Here is a 20,201-nt window from a genome sequence, read left to right as displayed (position 1 = left end):
TGTTTTTGGTTCAACAAATATATAAAAACTAATCTAGATTAGTTTTTGTAATTCTCCTTAAACATTTCGGTGTATCCTTCTATGTCTTTATTCTTGAAAAAATAGGGGAAATTTGGTCCTGCTATTACAAATGCCGTATAGTCGCCGCCAAACACTCCACGAACATCTCCAGTTTGGAAGGCTTGAAAATATTCCATTGCTTTTGCTTGATTGCTAAATTCTCTAATTGTTATAAGGTGGGTGTGCTCTTTAAACAATAGGCTGCTAATGTTTAGTCTGCTTAGCCTATAATACTCAGAATGATAATCCGATAGTGTTGATTTAGCAATGCTTAACTCAAGGTCATAGTCATTAAAAAGCAAGATAAAATAATGTGCTGCTTCAGGCTTTACCACATACGGGCTGTCGCCCATTAAAGATGGCGTCTCTTCAGATTCAGCCTCCAATTTGAGTAGAGATAATATTTGTTTAGCAGACTCTGCAACACTGTGTTTTGGATACTTTTTAATGATTTGCTCCAACTTCGCCATGTATGTGGTTTTATTGGATTTGTGTGCGCTTGCCTGTGTGTTTAAAAAGTCAAAGTTTGGATACAACAGGTTGTTTGGGTTCTTGGTATTAACGCGCTTACATATGGCGGAACACTCTTTATATTTTGAACGATTGTATAAATTAAACGCCTGTTCATATTGTGATTGAAGACTAGAGTTCGCTTCTGACAACTCTTCCATATAAGAAGCGTCCATAACTAGTTTTGCGTAGTCGCTATTTGGAAACTCTTTAACAAGCATGTCTCTATAATCATCAGCAAAGTCAATATTTCCTTTTTCATCGTGAAGGCGATGTAAGAAATACAAAACCATTACTCTGTTTTCACTGTAAGGAAATCTATCGTTGAGCGTTTCGAAGGTTTTAATCGCTTGTGGAATGTCTTCTAATTGCTCTTTGTAGATAACCCCAGCGTCAAAATACGCCTCAATAATCATATTGTTTGACTCTTTTATAGCCTCTATGGTTAACGGAAGGTTTTTGACGTATGAATCTCTATTTTTAGGGTCAAAAACATCTTCGTCTATTGTATCTGCCAAAGCCTCTTCAACACTTAATGTTTTCTTGTTTGAACGTCGCCAATTATCTTCTAATTTTCTTTTCCCCCACTTTCTTTTAAATTCAGAAAAACCAAAACTTAATGTGTTTGGATTATCAAAATACCAACCTCCACCTCGATTTTGATTGGTGTTAAACTTGTTTAATGTTTGTGAACGGTCTGTAAAGAAACTATTTTCAGAGCGTCTTTGATTTTCTAACTCTTTTTCTTGACGTTCTTCCTCCTCAATTTTTTTTATCAAATCATCAATAAAGGCTAGCCTTTCTTTTTCCGGCATAAGTGCTACACGTTGAAGGCTATCTTGATTTGAAATGATGTCTAGATTTGAAATAAGCTCAGTTAGAGTTAGTTGTTTTTGTTGAGCATTTTTAAAGCTTTGGTGGTTTGTGTTCATGAAGGCTACAGTTGTATCGTAATACGCTTGAGCTGGTCGGTAGTTTTGCTTGTCGTAATAAATATCTGCTAAGGTTACACTTGAAAGGGCTTTTTGAGCATCGTTTTTTACACTTGCTGAAACAGACAGTTTGTAAAGGGGGATGGCTTCATTAAGCTTGTTCTGTCGACTACTAAGTTCCGCCAAACCAAAATAAATAACGTCTAAAAACTCTTTGTTTTTGTCGTCCTTCAGCATTTTTTGAAGTTCGGCAATAATGACATCCGACCCCCCTGTAGATGTGTCGAAAGAACGCGCTCTATTAATTTTTGCGTTAAAGACCATTTCATAATCGGGACTGGTACGAATAACCTTGGTGAGGTAGTCTGTTGCAAAGCTGTAGTTATCCTGCATGGAATACAGTTGAGCTAAAATATATAGGTATCTAGATTTTTCTCTTTTCTTTTTTGTCAAAGAAACAGCAGTGTTCAACTCCTCAATGGCTAAATCATAATCCTCAATGGCAATATGGTAATGGGCAAGAGCTAGCGAAAGTTGTTGGCTAAGCTCTTGAGGAAATGTTTCGTCCATTAAAACGTTTTCGATAACTAAGTCTGCTGAACCGTAGTCCTTCATTTCAACGTAGGTGTTGATGAGCCAAATAAAGGCTTCATAAGAGGTAATATCACCTAGAAATTGACGGCTTACTAAACGAAAAGCTTCAACTGCTTTGATGTATTCCCGCTTATAGAAATACGATTTTCCAATAAGCAGATAGGAGTTGTCAATCCAACGGTTATATTCTTTTCCCTTGATTAACATCGAGTGCTTATTAATGGCTGTGGCACACTTTTTTAGTGCTTTATCCATCTGTGGCGATACGCTTTGGGCTTCTTTTTTAGTGCCTAACGGATACACACTTAGCAGTTGATTGAAGTCGTCCTTGTTTTGCTCTTGTAATTTTTTAACCCCCGATTTGTAACTTTCATTAGCGTTAAAATACCAATTGTATCTTGTTGTGGTATTGTGAAAGTTTCTATTGAGAAAGGTGTTTTTGGTGGTTTTGCATGAGCCCAGCAGTACTAGCAAAAACACCAGCACAATTAATCGAACAGAATGAACACCTTTGTTAAACATTATTGCAATAACTTTCAATCGGCAAAATTATTTTAATTTTCTGAATAATAGTATTTAAGTGATGTAAGTTAAAAATTTAGGATATTTGCAGCGATTATGTCAATTGGAAATAAAAAACAATCGTTTTGGAAAAAGTGGCGCTTTAAATACCGTTTCGTTATTTTAAATAGCGAAACCTTTGAAGAGCGTTTATCATTTAATATGTCACGGTTAAACGTTTTTTTATTGACTTGTGTTTCCATAACCTTGCTAATTGGCGGTACAACCTTAATAATAGCGTTTAGCCCGTTACGAGAATATATTCCTGGTTATACTAGTACAAATATTAGGCGTCAAATGGTGTCTCTTAATCAGTTGTCCGACTCCTTAAAATCAGAACTTGACAGTAGGGGGCGCTACTTACAAAACATTAGAAATATAATTGAGGGTGTTCCTGTTGACACAAGCACGTTTTATATTCCTGAAAAAATAAGCGTTCAAAACGATGGGGCGGTAGGTAGAGTGTATGAAGACTCTTTGTTGAGGGAACGAATTGAATCTGAAGATCGTTTTAATTTCTTTAGTTCTGAAAACACAGAAAACTTATCCGTTGAAAAACTTTTGTTTTTTAAGCCTGTAGATGGCTTGGTTACCCAGTCATTTAACGCTGATGAAGAACACTATGGTGTTGATGTGGTTTCTAAAGAAAATGAATTAATAAAAAGCACTTTGAGCGGAATAGTTGTTTTTTCCTCTTGGACCTCAGAGACTGGAAACGTCATTGCTATTCAACACGCCAATAATTTCGTTTCCGTATATAAGCATAATTCAGCATTATTAAAACAACAAGGGGAAATGGTTGAGGTTGGCGAGTCAATAGCTATTATTGGAAACTCAGGAAAGTGGTCAAGCGGCCCTCACCTTCACTTTGAGTTGTGGCACAACAACCAAGCCGTAAATCCAGAAAATTACATTCTTTTTTAATAGTATGAGCATTCTTTCTTTTTTAAGTCTTCCTTATGCAAAATGGGTTAGTAAAAGGAATAAAAAATGGATTGAAAACCCCGTTGAACATCAAGAAAAAATACTGCGTTCGCTCTTAAAATCAGCCAAGAACACTCGCTTTGGAATAGACCATTCTTTTGATAAAATAAACTCTTATAATGACTTCAAAAATCAGGTGCCTATAAGGGATTATGAAGCACTAAAACCCTATATAAATAGGGTTCTTGATGGAGAAAAAAACGTCTTATGGAGTGGTAAACCGCTTTATTTCACAAAAACATCTGGAACAACCTCAGGTACAAAATATATACCCATTTCCAAATCATCTATGCCTTATCATTTAAAGGGGGCAAGAGAAGCCTTGTTATGCTACATCAAGGAAACGAAAGACGCCTCCTTTTTAGAGGGTAAAACGATCTTTATTCAAGGAAGCCCGCACTTAGATTATATTAGTGGAATACCAACAGGTAGGCTCTCTGGAATTGTGGCACATCACATGCCGTGGTACTTGAAACTCAATAATCTACCGTCGTTTAAAACCAACTGTGTTGAGGATTGGGAGAAAAAAATAGATGGTATTGTAGATGAAACTATTGAGCAACCAATGAGTTTAATTAGTGGTATACCTCCCTGGGTTCAAATGTATTTCGAAAGGATTCATAAAAAAACTGGCAGGACTATTTCTGAGGTCTTTCCTAAATTTTCTTTGTTTGTGTTTGGCGGCGTTAATTTCGACCCCTACAAAAGCAAGTTCTTGGAGTTGGTTGGCAAACAGCTGCCAAGTGTTGAAACGTACCCATCATCTGAGGGGTTTATCGCTTATCAAGACAGTCAAAAAGAAGAGGGTTTGCTTTTATGTGTTAACCACGGTATCTTTTTTGAGTTCATTGAGGCAAGTCAGTTTTTTGAAGAAAACAGAAGGCGAATATCCTTAAAAGAGGTTAAGCTTGGAAAGGATTATGTGGTTATATTAAATACGAACGCGGGTCTTTGGGGTTATAATATTGGTGATACAGTACAATTTGTTTCTAAAAAGCCGTACAGAATAGTTGTAAGTGGGCGTATCAAACACTTCACCTCAGCTTTTGGTGAACACGTTATAGGAAAAGAGGTTGAAAAAGCGGTTCAGCAAACATTAGAGATGCACCCTGAAACAATAATAAATGAGTTTCATGTTGCCCCTCAAGTGAACCCTGAAGAAGGGTTGCCTTATCATGAGTGGTTTATAGAGTTTAAATCAGAGCCAAAAGACATGGAGAGTTTCAGTAAAAACCTTGACGATTTTATGTGCTCACAGAACAGCTACTATAGCGACTTAGTCAGGGGTAATGTCTTAAGGCCTTTATTTATAAGCAAAATATGTGAAGGTGGATTTTATAACTACATGAAATCTATTGGTAAATTGGGTGGTCAAAACAAACCCCCTCGTTTGTCAAATAATCGTAAACTTGCAGACGGTTTAACCGATTTTAAAAATGGATAAAACAAAAAAACACGTGGCGATATTAGGCTCAACCGGCTCAATTGGAACACAAGCGCTTGATGTAATCGAAGCTAATCAGCATTTATTTGAAGTTGAGGTTCTTACCGCTAATTCTAATAGTGAGCTACTCATTCAACAAGCTTTAAAATATAAGCCAAACGCAGTGGTAATTGCCAATGAGCATAAGTATGATGAGGTTAAAGACGCGTTGGCGTCTGCAAAGATAAAAGTTTATGCTGGTGTTGAATCTTTATCTCAAGTTGTTGAAATGGAAACAATAGATGTTGTTCTAACAGCATTAGTAGGTTATTCTGGCTTGAAGCCAACCATTAACGCCATAAAAGCTAAGAAAAACATTGCGCTTGCCAACAAAGAAACCTTAGTCGTTGCTGGCTCTTTAATAACCGCTTTGGCTAAAGAAAATGGGGTAAATATTTATCCTGTAGACTCTGAGCACTCTGCCATATTTCAATGTTTAGTAGGTGAATTTCACAACCCTATTGAAAAAATATATCTCACCGCTTCTGGCGGTCCGTTTAGAGGATGGGAAAAAGATAGGCTCACTAGAGTGAGCAAACAGCAAGCCTTGAAACATCCAAACTGGGAAATGGGAGCAAAAATAACTGTTGACTCTGCTAGTTTAATGAATAAAGGGTTAGAAGTAATTGAAGCAAAATGGCTGTTTGGACTAAAAGAAGAGCAAATTGATGTTGTTGTTCACCCCCAATCTATAATTCACTCAATAGTGCAGTTTGAAGACGGCTCTATGAAAGCACAAATGGGTCTGCCAGACATGAAGTTGCCCATTCAATACGCTTTGGGTTACCCACAAAGAATAAAATCAAGCTTCCCGCGTTTCGATTTCATGGAGTACCCGAGTTTGACTTTTGAAAAGCCTGATGTTGAAACCTTTAGAAACTTATCTTTAGCTTATAAGGCAATGGCAAAAGGAGGTAATATGGCTTGTATTTTAAATGCCGCTAACGAAGTTGTGGTAGATGCCTTCTTGAAAGACAAAATTGGTTTTTTAGAAATGTCAGATGTCATAGAAAATTGTATGGAAAAGAGTACTTTTGTGGCCACTCCTACATACGATGATTTTGTGTCAACAAACGAGCAAAGTCGAATGTTTGCTAATGAATTAATAAAATAAATGGAAATACTAGTAAAAGCTGGTCAACTTCTTTTGAGTTTATCAATCCTTGTGATTTTACATGAGTTAGGTCACTTTATTCCTGCAAAACTATTTAAAACAAGAGTAGAGAAGTTTTACTTGTTTTTTGACCCCTGGTTTTCTTTGTTTAAAAAGAAAGTTGGCGGTACCGAATATGGTGTCGGCTGGTTACCCCTTGGTGGCTATGTGAAAATCTCTGGTATGATTGATGAATCAATGGACAAGGAGCAAATGAAAAAAGAACCACAGCCATGGGAGTTTCGTTCTAAGCCTGCTTGGCAAAGGCTTATTATTATGCTTGGCGGTGTTACTGTAAATGTCATTTTAGCTTTCGTTATATATTCTTTTAGTTTGGTTATTTGGGGTGAAAAATACTTGCCAAGCGAAAAAGCTACATACGGAATTCATTGCGACTCTTTAGCTTTAGCGGCTGGTTTTCAAGAGGGAGATATGATTTACTCCATTGACAATATGCTTGTAAATCGATTTGCAAGCGAAAGCGGTGCTCTTCATCCAGAGGTTATTGAACGATTAATACTAGATGATGCTAAATTGGTTACCGTAACTAGAGGGGGCGTTAAAGTAGATGTTCCTTTTACCGAAGAGGTTAAAAGCTTAGTATTGGCAAAAACAAAATTATTTACACCAAACATCCCTTTCATCATTGATGGTTTTTCAGAAACATCAGTAATGCAATTGGCTGGCGCTGAGGTTGGGGATAAAATCCTTAGAATTAATAATGAGAATATGGGTTATGCTGGAGATGTAATGCAATACACCCCAACTTTAAAAGGTGATAGCGCCACTATTGTGGTGGACAGAGGTGGAGAAGAAGTTTCATTTAACGTTTTTCTTGAGGAGGGAGTAATGGGGGTTCAATTAAGGCCTTTTTCCGCCCTTTACGAGCTTGAGAAAGAGCAATATAACGCTATAAGTGTAATTCCGGCTGCACTAACAAAAACAGGAGATGAAATCGCTAATTACTTAAAACAGTTTAAGTTAATAAAACAATCTCCAGAATCTGTAGGGGGTTTTATTTCTATAGGAAATATTTTCCCTTCTGTATGGGATTGGCAGCGTTTTTGGAGTCTAACGGCTTTTTTATCTATTATGTTGGCCGTACTTAATTTACTTCCAATACCCGCATTAGACGGTGGTCATGTAGTTTTCCTTCTGTACGAAGTGTTAACAGGTCGCCAACCAAATGAAAAGGTAATGGAATATGCTCAAACGGTAGGTATTATTTTATTGCTTGGGCTTGTTCTCTACGCTAACGGAAACGATATTTTTAAACTTTTATCATAACTAATTGACAAACAAATTTATGAACGATACTTTTGGAATAACTAAGGCTTTAAAAGAGTTAGGATTAAACGAGATTAATGAGGGAAGCTCAACTGGAAAAAACTGCTTTTCAAATGGTGATGTGATTAAATCTTATTCACCCGTTACTGGTGAGCTTATCGGGAGTGTGAAATGCACTTCAGAAAGCGATTATGAAAGGGTAATGGCGTCTGCCACATCTGCCTTTAAGTATTGGAGAACTATTCCTGCCCCAAAAAGAGGTGAAATAGTTCGTCAATTTGGAGATAAATTAAGAGAACATAAAGAGGCTTTGGGAAAGCTGGTTTCTTTCGAAATGGGAAAATCCTATCAAGAGGGGTTGGGTGAGGTTCAAGAGATGATTGACATTTGTGACTTTGCTGTTGGTCTTTCACGACAGCTTCATGGCCTTACAATGCATTCAGAACGTCCAAACCACAGAATGTACGAACAATATCACCCGCTTGGGGTTGTTGGTATAATTTCTGCATTTAACTTTCCTGTTGCGGTATGGTGTTGGAATACGGCTTTAGCCTGGATATGTGGAGATGTTTGCGTGTGGAAAGGGTCTGAAAAAACCCCGCTTTGCTCGGTAGCTTGTCAAAATTTAATAGCCGAAGTGCTAGAAAAAAATGATTTACCAGAGGGTATTTCGTGTATCGTTACTGGAGACAATAAGGTTGGTGAAATGATGACCTCAGACAAACGTATACCTCTTGTTTCTGCAACAGGCTCTTCTAGAATGGGTAAAATTGTAGGGTCTAGAGTAGCAGAGCGATTTGGAAAATCACTCTTAGAGCTTGGCGGAAACAACGCAATAATAATTACGCCAACTGCTGACCTTAAAATTGTTGTTCCTGGCGCTGTATTTGGTGCTGTTGGAACGTGTGGTCAAAGATGCACATCAACGCGTCGTTTGATTATTCATGAATCCGTATATGATAAAGTCAAAGACGCTGTTGTGGGTGCTTACGAACAGATTAAAATTGGTAACCCCTTAGATGAAAATAATCACGTTGGTCCGTTAATTGATAAGGATGCTGTAAACATGTATTTGTCCGCGCTTGAACACGCTATTAAAGAGGGTGGTAAAGTCTTGGTTGAAGGCGAGGTCTTAAAAGGCAACGAATATGAAAGCGGTTGTTACGTTAAACCTGCTATTGTAGAGGCAAAAAACAGTTTTGAAATTGTTCAACACGAAACATTTGCGCCTATATTATACCTTATAAAATACAAGGGTGATGTTGAAAATGCAATTGAAATACAAAACGATGTTCCACAAGGTTTGTCATCATCAATTATGACCTCAACCATTAAAGATGCTGAAAAATTCTTGTCATATGCTGGTTCTGACTGCGGTATTGCTAATGTAAATATTGGTACGTCCGGAGCGGAAATTGGCGGTGCTTTTGGTGGAGAAAAAGAAACTGGAGGCGGTAGAGAATCTGGCTCTGATGCATGGAAAATATATATGCGTAGACAAACTAATACTATAAATTATTCGGATGAACTTCCTCTTGCTCAAGGAATTAAATTCGATTTATAGTATTTAGGTCGTATCTTTGCACTTTAACCTTTTCTTATGAGAGTCTTTGCTTTGCTTGTTCTATTTTTAATCGTAAACGTTAGCTATGCTCAAGAAGTTTGGGTGGCTCCAGCCGAAGCTAAGGAAGTGCTTAACCCTTACGAAGGAAATAATATTGCCACACAAAAAGGTCAAGCATTATACTCTAAATTGTGCTGGACGTGTCATGGTAAAGGTGGATTAGGCGATGGTCCTGCGGGCGCAGGCTTAAACCCAAAACCTAAGAGTTTTTCTGATAAGGGCGTGCAAAACCAAACAGACGGAGAGTTGTTCTGGAAACTGTCAAACGGCAAAGGGATGATGGTTCCTTACAAGCATTCGTTAGATAAAGAGAAGCGTTGGCAACTCATCAATTATATTAGAACATTAAAAGCAGAAAAATGAGGTGTATCACACTTTTATGTTTGATGGTTTGTTTTCTTGGCTTAAACGCTCAAGAGAAAGAGTACGTCAATGCTTTTAAAAACAAACAACTTATAAATGCCCAAACGGCTGTAATACCCGAAGGTTTTGATTTTACTATCATGCACCGTTTTGGTAAAATTGGACTTGACGATAGAATTTATAAGGATTTTTTAGGTTTTGATAGTCCGGCAAATGTTCGTTTTTCGCTTTCTTACAAACTAAACGATAGAGCCTATGTTGGGGTTGGAAGAACAAAAATTGGAAAAACTATTGATGTAGAAGGTAAATACATTCTTCTAAAACAAACTAGCGACAACTCAAACCCGTTAAGTATTGCTTTATTTAATAATACTGGCATAAACACTGAGGAAGACAAAAACTATGGGCCTAATGCCTTTTTTGGTGATAGTCTTAGCCCTTATAAAAGTAAGTTTGCACACCGAATTACATATACAACTGAACTCATTTTATCAAAAAAGTTTAGCGAAAGAATATCGCTTCAACTTAGTCCAACATTTATCTACAAAAACCTTGTGCTCGGTGTAGATGAGGATCACTTTACATTTGTCTTACCATTTAGCGGACGATACCAATATTCATTTGGTAGTGCTATTCTGTTCGAATATGCACACAAACTTAACAACCGTTCAGAGTCAACCTTGAATAACCCGTTTTCTTTGGGTTTTGAGTTTGGTACTGCCGGTCACGTTTTTCAGGTTTTTATGAGTAATAGCTATTACTTGAGAGAAGCGAACATTTACACTGAAGAACCGTATGATTTTTTAAATTCCCCTAATGATTTTGTTTTAGGTTTTAACATTAGGCGTGTTTGGTGGTTTTAGAAACTAATAATTTATGAGAAAATATAGCTTGTTTCTTCTGGTTTTAACGTTCTTTTTTCTGTCTTGCACAAAAGATAGAATAATAGATATAACCCCTATTGTTTACCCGATTGAGTATTGGAAAAAAGATTCTCTAGTGTATACCCTTTATCAAGGAGGTATTAAGCTTAATAGACAAGTAACAGCCTATGGTATTGCTTCCCCTGATACTCTTACCCTAACTTATGAAACAAACTCTTTTGAACTTACTTTTTTAGAAGAAAACAAAGGTAGTGCGAGCCTTGGTTCTACAGCTGGCACTTTTTCTTTTGATACGGATAGCTTGTATTTATATGATGTTGACACCTTAAAACATAGGGTTGTAGTAAAAGAAGATTCTCTGTTAGTTTTAGAAACCTCTATACTTAATGGTGAATACCTAAGAGAGTACAGGGATTATTATCAGCTTTTGGACATTAATGCGGAAGCTCCAATGGTTAGTTTTAAAAACGATATTTACGAGCCTATTTTTTACAACAATGGAGAGGGTAGATGTATGCCTTGTCATAACGATGATGGGGGTCAAATGCTACTTGTCCCTTCTAGTTTGGCTTATAGTGAGCTTATCAATGGTGTGAGTAATAACGATGGTGGCGTAACGTACATCAATACAGTTCAAGCTGAAGAAAGCTATCTATACAGGCTAATTACAAACGACAATGTTGAATACGCTATGCCGCCTAACTCGGAACTCACTCCTTTCGAAATTGAAACCATCCTATTATGGATTGCTCAAGGGGCACAGAACAATTAATATCTAAGACTCGTATACGTACACATTAGTTCCATTGCAAGAATTTTGCTATTTTTGTTCCCACTAAAACCTAAACAACCTTTATTTATGAAGAAATTCGGTATCTTTTTTATCCTTGGTTTATTTTCTTATGCTGTCGCTAACGCACAGTGTACGGTAGACAATGCGATTGATTGTGAATGTGCTGATTCAGATCAAAACGATTGCGATCTTTTGCCTGATATTACAGTTTGCTGGCAAACAGGTATAAACGGCTCTCAGGAATATGCTCCTGGTGAAGGTTTACAAAATGGTGAAATAAACTATCCTGAAAATTGGTTTGAGATTACCCCCGAAGTACAAGAAATGGGAAGAATTCGTATTTCTGCAAGAACACCAAATATTGGTGTTGGTCCTTTAACGCTAAGGGGTGCTGACCAATATGGTTACCGCCATATGGTGTGCTATAATGATGGTGTGGCGGATACTTTTACTGTGTATGACCCTGAATGGCAAATTTCTACGGATGTATGTCCTGACGGCACAAACCCTAAACATATTTCATGGCAAAGAATTTATCATAAGAATTCTGACGGGTCTATGAGCTTTTACGAAGAGATGGTGGGAACCATGGAATATCACCCAACACACGGCCATATGCACTTTGATGAGTGGACAATAATGACTTTAAGAATTCCAGATCCAAATAATATGGATAATCCATTAGAATGGGAAACTATTGGTGATGGGGCTAAGGTTGGTTTTTGTGTAATGGACTTGGGTAACTGCAGTAGTGAAAACGCTGGTTGTAGAGACGATGAAAGTGTTTATAATGAGGGTAACTTATTAAGTGAAGATGATTTTCCAAACTACGGTCTTGGTGGGGGTTCGTACGGCTGTAGTCCGGTTGAACAAGGAATATCTTCAGGATACAATGATACTTATGGTTCTTATTTAGATGGAATGTTTTTAAATATTCCTCTAGGCACATGTAATGGCGAATATGCGGTGGTATTAGAGGTTCCTCAGGTAATGGTTGAGGCTAATCTTGACAACAACTATACTTGGTTTCCAATTACATTAACGATGCAAACCGAAACACCTAACGTTCCAAACATTACTTCTTCTATTGAAGGTTTGGTTTGTGAAGGCGATGAAATTAGTTTATCTATAGAAGCTCCTGAAAACGCTACTGTATTGTGGTCAAACGGCTCATCAGATGAAATTATTACAGTAAATAGCCTAGGTACGTACTCTGTTACTGTTAACACGCCTGATTCGGAATGTCCGGCGACAAGAAATATAACATTAAGCGGAATTGATGCTCCTGTAGTTGATGAGGTAATTATATGTAAAAACAACCCTGCTGAACTTTCTATTGAATCCGACTACTCTGTAACATGGTATGATGAAAATATGAATGCCGTTGGTGGTGGTAATTCTTACTCTACCCCAAATCTGGATGTGAGTACTACTTATTATGTGTCAAACAGCTTTATAGACAATAAGGTAGGCCCAGAAGAGCATAATGGCGATTCTAACTATAGCGGGGGTGAAAATTCTATTGGGTTTTTATCTTTTGATGCTATTAATGATTTCACTCTTTTTAGTGTAAATGTTTACACCAACGAACCCGCTGAGAGATCGTTTATTCTTATGAACTCTGATGGTAATGTAATCGCTGAGCACACCGAATTTGTTGGTTTTGCTGATGATGAGCCACAAACAATAATGTTGAACTTCAATGTTCCTCAAGGAAACGATTATTTATTAGGAACTGACGCTTCTGTAAACGAAAATAATGTGGGTGGTCAAAACCCTCTGCTTAAAAGAACTGGCACAAACGGCAACTTATCTTATCCTTATGTTTTAGACGGCAAAGCCTCTATCAATAAGGCGGTTTATTATGGAAATGGTCTTGACGATTCCGGTGGTGACGATTACACCACTTACTACTACTATTTGTATGATTGGGTAGTTAGTGCTGACACTGTTGATTGCGGGGTTGTTCCTGTGCCAATTATCGTTGAAGATTGTAGCTCAATAGATGAGCTTCTTATAGAAATGGCTGTATATCCTAATCCAACAGAGGGTCTTATTTATGTAACGGCTTCTTTAGAAAAAGAAAGCTTTATAGCGTTATCGTTAACCAATTCGCTTGGTCAAGTTATGTACAGTGAAACTATTGGTACTACTAGTTCGTTTAATAATACATACGATTGGTCGTTGCTACCAAAAGGTATATACACCGTTTGTTTAGAAATTAATAATCAAAAAACATTTGAAAAAATTGTTTTACAATAGAATAGCCCTCATATCGGTAATTTTATTTCAATTAGGGCCCTTAGGGGCTCTTTTTGCACAAGATAATTGGATAAGCTATACTACCGAAAATACTATTCTGGTTGATAATCAAATCAATGATATTTTGATTGTTGATGGGGTAAAGTGGATTGGTACGAGCTGGGGATTATATACATATGATAATTCTACTTGGATAGATTATTCTGAACACTTACCCAATCCTCAAGTTCGCTCGCTTACATTAGATAATAATGGGGTTTTATATGTTGGCACATTAAACGGTATTGCTGTTTTTGATGGGAATGATTGGTATACAATAACCCCTGATAAAAGCATCTTGCCTGGACATATAAATGCAATTGTATTCAATAGTGATAATATAGCTTATATAGGCACTATTGATGGACTTTATAAGCTTGATGATGAAACGATTAGTCTTGTTTTAGATTCTTCTTCTTTAGAGCCAACATTCATTAATGTAAGGTGTTTAGAAATGAAGGGTGATTCGCTGTGTATTGGTACTGTAAATGGGGGGTTGGCTTATTATTATAACGACAGTATTTCATGGTATAACGGTAGTAATGGATTGGTTGATAATAGTGCCACAGATTTATTGGTTTCTGATGAAAATGTATGGATTACAGCTCCATATGGCGGCTTAATTACTCATTTGAATACAGGCTCATTTATAGTCTTTAACACTGGTTTTTTTGAAAGCTGGCCAAGTAATAGTTTAAACTGTATAATTGAAGATGATGGTTTATATTATATAGGGACTAATGAGGCTGGAATGTTTAGTTTAAACTATGAAAATGGTGTTCAAAACACAACCATTTATAATACATCTAACAGCGGTTTAATTAATAATGGTGTTCTGTGTATTAGAAAAGAAAATGAGGGTTTTTGGATAGGAACAGAAGGCGGCTTAGTTTATTGGGGCGAAACTTCCAGCGTAGATAATTATAAAATAAAATCTGTATTTTCTTTCGATGGAACTATTTTAAGAACTGAAAAGCCTTCAAGTATTATTATTTTTTCAATAGATGGTAAAAAACTGTTAAGTAAAGACAGCTGTAGTAAGCTTTCTTTTGATGGTTTTTCAAAAGGCTTTTATGTAGCTTCTATAGATAACGAACGCTCTCTAATTCTAAAACCTTAATCTAGTTTTGGTCGTTCATCTCTATTGGCTAACTCCCAAGCCGTTAGGAATATATACCTAGATATTTTCTCAATCTTTTCAAAATTTATTTTCTCTACAGTGTCTGAAGCTTTGTGATAATCAGCGTGTACTCCATTAAAATAAAAAATGACTGGAATATTATTTTTAGCAAAATTATAATGGTCTGAACGGTAATAATATCTGTTTGGATCATCTTCCTCATTAAACTTATAATCTAATTCTAGATTGATGTATTTTTGGTTGACTTCCTCACTAATTTGATGTAATTCAGTGCTTAATCTATCTGAACCTATTAAATAAACATAGTTTGCATTATCATGATAATCATCTATCCTGCCTATCATATCAACATTTAAATTTGCTATGGTATTTTCTAATGGATAAATTGGGTTGTCTGCATAGTATTTTGATCCTAATAAGCCTTTCTCTTCTCCTGAAACGGGCATTATTAACACACTTCTTCTAGGTCCTTTTCCTTCTTTTTTTGCCAACATAAATGCTTGAGCTATTTCCATAATGGAACTTGTTCCTGAACCATTATCATCTGCACCGTTATAAATAAGTGAATCTTCTTTTATGCCTAAATGATCATAATGAGCAGTAATAACCACTATTTCATCTTTTAAGTCGCTTCCTTCTATAAAGCCTATTATATTTTCTCCCTTTAAGTACTTTTTATTAGAAGATTTTTTCCATTTTCCATAACGCTTGACAATCCTAACTTTAAATTTTTGAAAGTATGTATTGTATCTATAAGGAGGTATTCCTATTTCTTTAAAAAAATCAGCAATATAGTTTGCAGCTTTTCTTTGTCCAATAGTTCCGGTTTCTCTACCTTTCATAGAGTCACTAGCTAAGACGTATAAATAATCCTTTAAATCTTCTACAGTTATACTATTAGCATAATTGAGCTTTGAAGAATCATTTAATAGTGTAGGTGTTTGAGCAAATAGACTAATAGGTAATAATAATAGTAATAGTTTTTTCATTTGTTTTTATTTAACAGCTTATTTTATCTACTCTTCTTTGGTGTCTTCCGCCTTCGAATTCAGTGGATAAAAATACTTCAACAATTTCTACTGCTTTTTGATATGATATAAATCGAGCGGGCATAGTACATACATTAGCATCATTATGTAAGCGGGCAAGTTCTGCTATTTCGGTTTCCCAACATAAAGCTGAGCGAATAGCTTGGTGTTTATTAGCACTCATATTTATTCCATTTCCACTACCACAAAATTGAATACCTATTGTATTTTCATTATTTTCTAGTGATTTTGCTAGACTGTGAGCATAGTCTGGATAATCTACACTTTCTTCATTAAAACAGCCGTAATCTGTAACTGAATATCCTTTATTTTCTAATAATTTAACTAGCTTTTCTTTGTATTCAAAACCTGCATGATCACATGCTATTCCTATTTTTTTATCCATAAATCATTGGTATGTTTATAATATTTAAATACTAATTTCTATAACAGATATTTAATTAACAAACAAAATTGATTTTTTGTTAAAATGAGTTAAAAACTTTAATAAGTTTTAATTGACTTTTTAATTATTATTTTCTGTTATGTAAATCAATTATCTATGCAACTATTTGTTATTAAATATATGAATATTTTATGTCAGTGTTTTTAACAAAAATTTTGCTTTTTAATCAACTATTTTTATCAAATAAATTTTGTTAATTGTAAAATATATTACGTGTTAATATCTTTGTAAAGATTTGATTATTAATTATATAAACTATTTATTTTGTTAATTGATTGTTATAAAGTATTAATAATGTAGAAAGTAAAATTTTTATCAAAAATATTGTTAACTAAACTAACAGACTATATATATAATTATATACAATTAAATTAATAAAATATATTATAATAATATAAGATTGATTTCTCTTTTCTCAATATTTACTTTTCTTATTTTAACATTTACTTTATCTCCTATTCTATAAACTGTGTTGGTTTGATTACCTTTTATGCAATAGTTTTGTTCATCGTAAGTGTAAAAGTCGCTTTGAATATCTTTTAGTCGTATTAATCCTTCACAGTTAGTATTACTGACCTCTACAAAAATTCCAAAGTCTGTTACACCAGATATTATACCATCTAATTTTTCACCAACAAACTTTGATATATATACAGTTTGCATATACTTAATAGAATCACGTTCTGCTTTGGAAGCTATAATTTCCATTTCTGAAGAGTGTTTACATAATTTTTCTATGCGTTCTTTATCCACTCTACTGTTATTATTTAGATAATGATAAAGTAATCTATGAATCAATATATCTGGATAACGTCTAATTGGTGAAGTAAAATGGGTATAATGATTAAAAGCTAATCCGTAATGACCAATATTTTCTGTAGAATATATAGCTTTAGCCATTGTTCTAATAGTTAAAGTTTCTATCATACTGGCTTCATCTTTTCCTTTTACATCCATAAGTATTTTATTCATGGATTGTGCAATGCTATTTTTGTTTTCGGTTTGTAATTTATATCCAAAGCTCTTAAGGAAAAAACTAAGTGTTTCTAATTTTTCTGGGTTAGGAGTATCGTGTATTCTATAAACAAATGGAAGTGATTTTTTACCTATAAATTCAGCTACTTTTCGGTTAGCTAAAAGCATAAATTCTTCTATCAATTTATGAGCATCTTTACTTTCTTTAATAAATAGAGAGATAGGATTTTTATCATCATCTAATTTAAATTTTGTTTCTACTTTATGGAATGATATAGCTCCTTTATTTTTTCTCTCTTTTCTAAATAGTTTGGCTATGTTGTTTAATATTAACAACTCTGAAGAATAGTCACCTTCTTTAGTTTCTATACGTTCCTGAGCCTCTTCATAGTTAAATCTTCTATCAGATAGTATAACTGTTTTACCAAACCATTCATTTTTAATTTTTCCTTCAATACTTATTTCAAAAACTGCAGAAAAACATAATTTTTCCTCATTAGGTCTGAGAGAACATAAATTATTTGATAATATTTCTGGAAGCATAGGAATAACTCTATCCACAAGATATACGGATGTTGCTCTTTCTTGAGCTTCTTTATCAATACTATCATTTTCTAATACATAATGACTAACATCAGCTATATGTATTCCAATTTCGTAGTTACCATTTTCTAATTTTTGAATTGATAAGGCATCATCAAAATCTTTTGCATCAAAAGGGTCTATAGTAAATGTAGTGATAGATCTAAAATCTCTTCTATTTTTTATTTCTTCTTTTGTAATAGTTTGAGAAATACTTTTAGCTTTTTCTTCTATACTTTTATCAAAAGTTTTATCAATATTATGTTCTGCCAGTATAGAATATATTTCGGCATGATGCTCTCCAGGATAACCCAACACCTCTTTTATGGTACCACTTGGATTGTTTCGCTTATCGCCCCAATCATCAATATTACAAACCACTAATTGACCATTTTTTAAGTTGTGGTTTGTAATTTCTTTTGAATTTATATAAATATCAAAATGTATTTTAGGATTTTTAATATTAACGAAAGCAAAATTTTTAGATATTTCTAATTTACCCACAAATTGATGGGTATTTCGTTCGATAATTCCTATTATTTCACCCTCTGATCGTCTCGAGTTAAAAGAAGAAAAAACAAAAACTTCTACCCTATCTCCACTAACTATATTTGGAAGATATTTTCCGTGTACAAAAATATCATCGTTTAAATTTTCAATAGCCACATATGCATTTCCAGAAGCTGTAATATCTACAATACCTTCAACTACTGAAGACTGTGATTTTAATTTATATTTTCCTCTATTAACAGAAATAATCTTTTCATTTTCTTCAAGTTCTTTAAGCACAACTTGTATCAATAATTTGGAGGATTCATCGCCTAACCCTAATTGTTTAGAAATCTGTTTGTAGTTAAAAGAATTTTTAGGATTCTTTCTAAGAATATTCAAAGTTTGAGACTGTAAACTATGCTTAGTTACTTTCCTTCTTTTCTTTTTTTTTGGCATTTCACGAAAGTATGAATTTATTGTACTTAATTTGTATGACATGAAAAGAGCTTTTAAATATTTATTGTTAATAGTAATATTAACATCGTGTAAAAGCCAGTATAATTGTACCTCTGTTGGATGTACACCCGATAGTAAAATAAAGAAGAAAGAAAGTTTTTTTACTAAAACTCAACTAAAGAAAAAACACAAAAAACCCAAGCAAGGACTATTCAAAAAAGGGATTTTATAAAAACAGAAAACTATGGAAAAAGGAAAAAGTATCGGTATTTTATTTATTCTCTTAGGCTTATTATTTTAAGCTAACAACCTCAATTTAATTCAAGTTTCAATAGGAGAATTAATACGAGTGTACTGGCCAATAATTTTTATTTGGATTGGTGTAGACAAACTTCTTAGAAAGAGTAAAACAAAAGACCAAAAAGAGAATTAAAAACCAAATACCTTAAAGCCAACTATTCTTTAAAAACTTATTTATGACATCCATTGAAGAAGCAAAAAATATAATTATTAACAACACCTCTTTTCTTAATAAAACGAAGTGTGATATTAATAAGGCTTTAGGTTATACTTTAGCTCAGGACATTTACAGTACCATAAACCTACCATCCTTTAACCAATCCGCTATGGATGGTTATGCTCTTAATTTCTCAGAATCGGAAGAACACACAGAGCTCAACATAGTTGGAGAAATAAAAACAGGAGATAGTCACAACCATACACTTCAAAATGGAGAGTGTTTTAGAATTTTTACTGGAGCAATGATACCACGCAAGACCATAGCTGTTGTAATGCAAGAAAATGTAAGTGTTAATGGAAATAAAATTATAATTGATTCATTACCAAAGCCAAAACAGAATATAAGACCAATTGGTGAACAAATAGAAAAAGAACAAAGAGCATTACAAAAAGGAACAACTCTAAATGCTGCAGCTATAGGTTTTCTTTCAGCTTTAGGAGTTACAGAAGTAGAGGTTTATAAAAAACCAATAATTTCAATAGTAGTAACAGGCAATGAACTTGTAAAACCCTCACTTCTTTTTTCATTGACCCCAGTTAAATCAGGACCAATTAGCTTTTGTCCGAATTTGTGACATGCAGTACAGTTTTGTTTGTAAATAACCTCTCCATCTTGACCTTTTACAAAAAGCAGGGAAGAGAACATAAAAACTACCGTAAACCAAGGTGAACCAAATTTTTTCATGAACAACCGTTTTATTACTATACATTTTTCTCGTTACAAGTATCGTGACAGTTTGATGGATAAAAAATGATTTGGCTCATACTTTTAGTAACAAGATAAATGAGCTTTATTAATGAGCTTGGTTTTGAAGAGATATGGCTAAAAGCAAAAAAAGCACCTACTTTCGTAGATGCTTTATCTTTTGCTCCTCCTCTTGGGCTCGAACCAAGGACCCTCTGATTAACAGGATTTTCAGGACCATAACTGAACCCATTTTATTGAGGGTTGAAACTATCACCTCTCTCAATTGAGTCCGTATTTTCCTATATTTTCAAGTAACTCTTGCGGG

Annotated in this window: 15 protein-coding genes; 10 read left to right on the top strand and 5 right to left on the bottom strand. The window is 34.6% G+C overall.

Annotated elements, in window-relative coordinates:
• Positions 1-38: 38 nt before the first annotated feature.
• Complete coding sequence (locus tag ISP73_06625; GenBank protein MBL6658257.1) at positions 39-2,636, bottom strand: tetratricopeptide repeat protein; 2,598 nt, start codon at positions 2,634-2,636, stop codon at positions 39-41.
• Positions 2,637-2,714: 78 nt separating this feature from the next.
• On the opposite strand from ISP73_06625, the gene ISP73_06620 reads away from it, so the two are divergent.
• From ISP73_06620 to ISP73_06575, 10 genes are all read left to right on the top strand, one after another.
• The gene (locus tag ISP73_06620; protein MBL6658256.1) at positions 2,715-3,581 is read left to right on the top strand and encodes a M23 family metallopeptidase; all 867 of its coding nucleotides are present in this window, start codon (positions 2,715-2,717) and stop codon (positions 3,579-3,581) included.
• A gap of 4 nt (positions 3,582-3,585) precedes the next feature.
• A complete protein-coding gene (locus ISP73_06615) occupies positions 3,586-5,085 on the top strand; it encodes a GH3 auxin-responsive promoter family protein (GenBank protein MBL6658255.1) in 1,500 nt (499 codons plus the stop codon).
• Positions 5,078-6,238, top strand: a complete 1,161-nt coding sequence (locus ISP73_06610; protein MBL6658254.1) for a 1-deoxy-D-xylulose-5-phosphate reductoisomerase — start codon at positions 5,078-5,080, stop codon at positions 6,236-6,238. Before ISP73_06615 ends, ISP73_06610 begins: the two co-directional genes overlap by 8 nt.
• Complete coding sequence (gene rseP, locus ISP73_06605; protein ID MBL6658253.1) at positions 6,239-7,564, top strand: RIP metalloprotease RseP; 1,326 nt, start codon at positions 6,239-6,241, stop codon at positions 7,562-7,564. It abuts the gene before it with no gap.
• 19 nt (positions 7,565-7,583) lie between these two features.
• Positions 7,584-9,128, top strand: a complete 1,545-nt coding sequence (locus tag ISP73_06600; GenBank protein MBL6658252.1) for an aldehyde dehydrogenase family protein — start codon at positions 7,584-7,586, stop codon at positions 9,126-9,128.
• A 36-nt stretch (positions 9,129-9,164) separates the two neighbouring features.
• On the top strand, positions 9,165-9,551 hold the full coding sequence (locus ISP73_06595; GenBank protein MBL6658251.1) for a cytochrome c: 387 nt from the start codon (positions 9,165-9,167) through the stop codon (positions 9,549-9,551).
• 23 nt (positions 9,552-9,574) lie between these two features.
• Positions 9,575-10,414 (top strand): hypothetical protein, encoded by an 840-nt coding sequence (locus ISP73_06590; protein MBL6658250.1) that lies wholly within the window; start codon positions 9,575-9,577, stop codon positions 10,412-10,414.
• 13 nt (positions 10,415-10,427) lie between these two features.
• Positions 10,428-11,207 (top strand): hypothetical protein, encoded by a 780-nt coding sequence (locus ISP73_06585; protein ID MBL6658249.1) that lies wholly within the window; start codon positions 10,428-10,430, stop codon positions 11,205-11,207.
• Between the two features lie 87 nt (positions 11,208-11,294).
• Entirely contained in the window at positions 11,295-13,490 is a 2,196-nt protein-coding gene (locus tag ISP73_06580) for a T9SS type A sorting domain-containing protein (protein ID MBL6658248.1), read from the top strand.
• Entirely contained in the window at positions 13,477-14,649 is a 1,173-nt protein-coding gene (locus ISP73_06575; protein MBL6658247.1) for a hypothetical protein, read from the top strand. The genes ISP73_06580 and ISP73_06575 overlap by 14 nt, the downstream gene beginning before the upstream one ends.
• Here ISP73_06575 and ISP73_06570 read toward each other — a convergent pair.
• The 4 genes from ISP73_06570 to ISP73_06555 all read right to left on the bottom strand — a co-directional run bounded on the left by ISP73_06570 (position 14,646) and on the right by ISP73_06555 (position 19,873).
• On the bottom strand, positions 14,646-15,659 hold the full coding sequence (locus ISP73_06570; protein ID MBL6658246.1) for a M28 family peptidase: 1,014 nt from the start codon (positions 15,657-15,659) through the stop codon (positions 14,646-14,648). The genes ISP73_06575 and ISP73_06570 overlap by 4 nt on opposite strands.
• 10 nt (positions 15,660-15,669) lie before the next feature.
• A complete protein-coding gene (gene rpiB, locus ISP73_06565; GenBank protein MBL6658245.1) occupies positions 15,670-16,104 on the bottom strand; it encodes a ribose 5-phosphate isomerase B in 435 nt (144 codons plus the stop codon).
• Positions 16,105-16,548: 444 nt separating this feature from the next.
• A complete protein-coding gene (gene rnr, locus ISP73_06560) occupies positions 16,549-18,669 on the bottom strand; it encodes a ribonuclease R (protein MBL6658244.1) in 2,121 nt (706 codons plus the stop codon).
• Positions 18,670-19,645: 976 nt separating this feature from the next.
• On the bottom strand, positions 19,646-19,873 hold the full coding sequence (locus ISP73_06555; GenBank protein MBL6658243.1) for a c-type cytochrome: 228 nt from the start codon (positions 19,871-19,873) through the stop codon (positions 19,646-19,648).
• Positions 19,874-20,201: the final 328 nt, after the last annotated feature.

Source organism: Flavobacteriales bacterium, assembly GCA_016779935.1.
Lineage (GTDB): Bacteria > Bacteroidota > Bacteroidia > Flavobacteriales > UBA7312.
This window is presented reverse-complemented; position numbering and strand designations above follow the sequence as displayed.

What these genes read in the sequence shown, in the direction of transcription:
- ISP73_06620 (MBL6658256.1), top strand. Translation starts at nt 2,715, where the DNA reads ATGTCAATTGGAAATAAAAAACAATCGTTTTGGAAAAAGTGGCGCTTT.
- ISP73_06615 (MBL6658255.1), top strand. Translation starts at nt 3,586, where the DNA reads ATGAGCATTCTTTCTTTTTTAAGTCTTCCTTATGCAAAATGGGTTAGT.
- ISP73_06610 (MBL6658254.1), top strand. Translation starts at nt 5,078, where the DNA reads ATGGATAAAACAAAAAAACACGTGGCGATATTAGGCTCAACCGGCTCA.
- rseP (MBL6658253.1), top strand. Translation starts at nt 6,239, where the DNA reads ATGGAAATACTAGTAAAAGCTGGTCAACTTCTTTTGAGTTTATCAATC.
- ISP73_06600 (MBL6658252.1), top strand. Translation starts at nt 7,584, where the DNA reads ATGAACGATACTTTTGGAATAACTAAGGCTTTAAAAGAGTTAGGATTA.
- ISP73_06595 (MBL6658251.1), top strand. Translation starts at nt 9,165, where the DNA reads ATGAGAGTCTTTGCTTTGCTTGTTCTATTTTTAATCGTAAACGTTAGC.
- ISP73_06590 (MBL6658250.1), top strand. Translation starts at nt 9,575, where the DNA reads ATGGTTTGTTTTCTTGGCTTAAACGCTCAAGAGAAAGAGTACGTCAAT.
- ISP73_06585 (MBL6658249.1), top strand. Translation starts at nt 10,428, where the DNA reads ATGAGAAAATATAGCTTGTTTCTTCTGGTTTTAACGTTCTTTTTTCTG.
- ISP73_06580 (MBL6658248.1), top strand. Translation starts at nt 11,295, where the DNA reads ATGAAGAAATTCGGTATCTTTTTTATCCTTGGTTTATTTTCTTATGCT.
- ISP73_06570 (MBL6658246.1), bottom strand. Translation starts at nt 15,659, where the DNA reads ATGAAAAAACTATTACTATTATTATTACCTATTAGTCTATTTGCTCAA.
- rpiB (MBL6658245.1), bottom strand. Translation starts at nt 16,104, where the DNA reads ATGGATAAAAAAATAGGAATAGCATGTGATCATGCAGGTTTTGAATAC.
- rnr (MBL6658244.1), bottom strand. Translation starts at nt 18,669, where the DNA reads ATGCCAAAAAAAAAGAAAAGAAGGAAAGTAACTAAGCATAGTTTACAG.
- ISP73_06555 (MBL6658243.1), bottom strand. Translation starts at nt 19,873, where the DNA reads ATGAAAAAATTTGGTTCACCTTGGTTTACGGTAGTTTTTATGTTCTCT.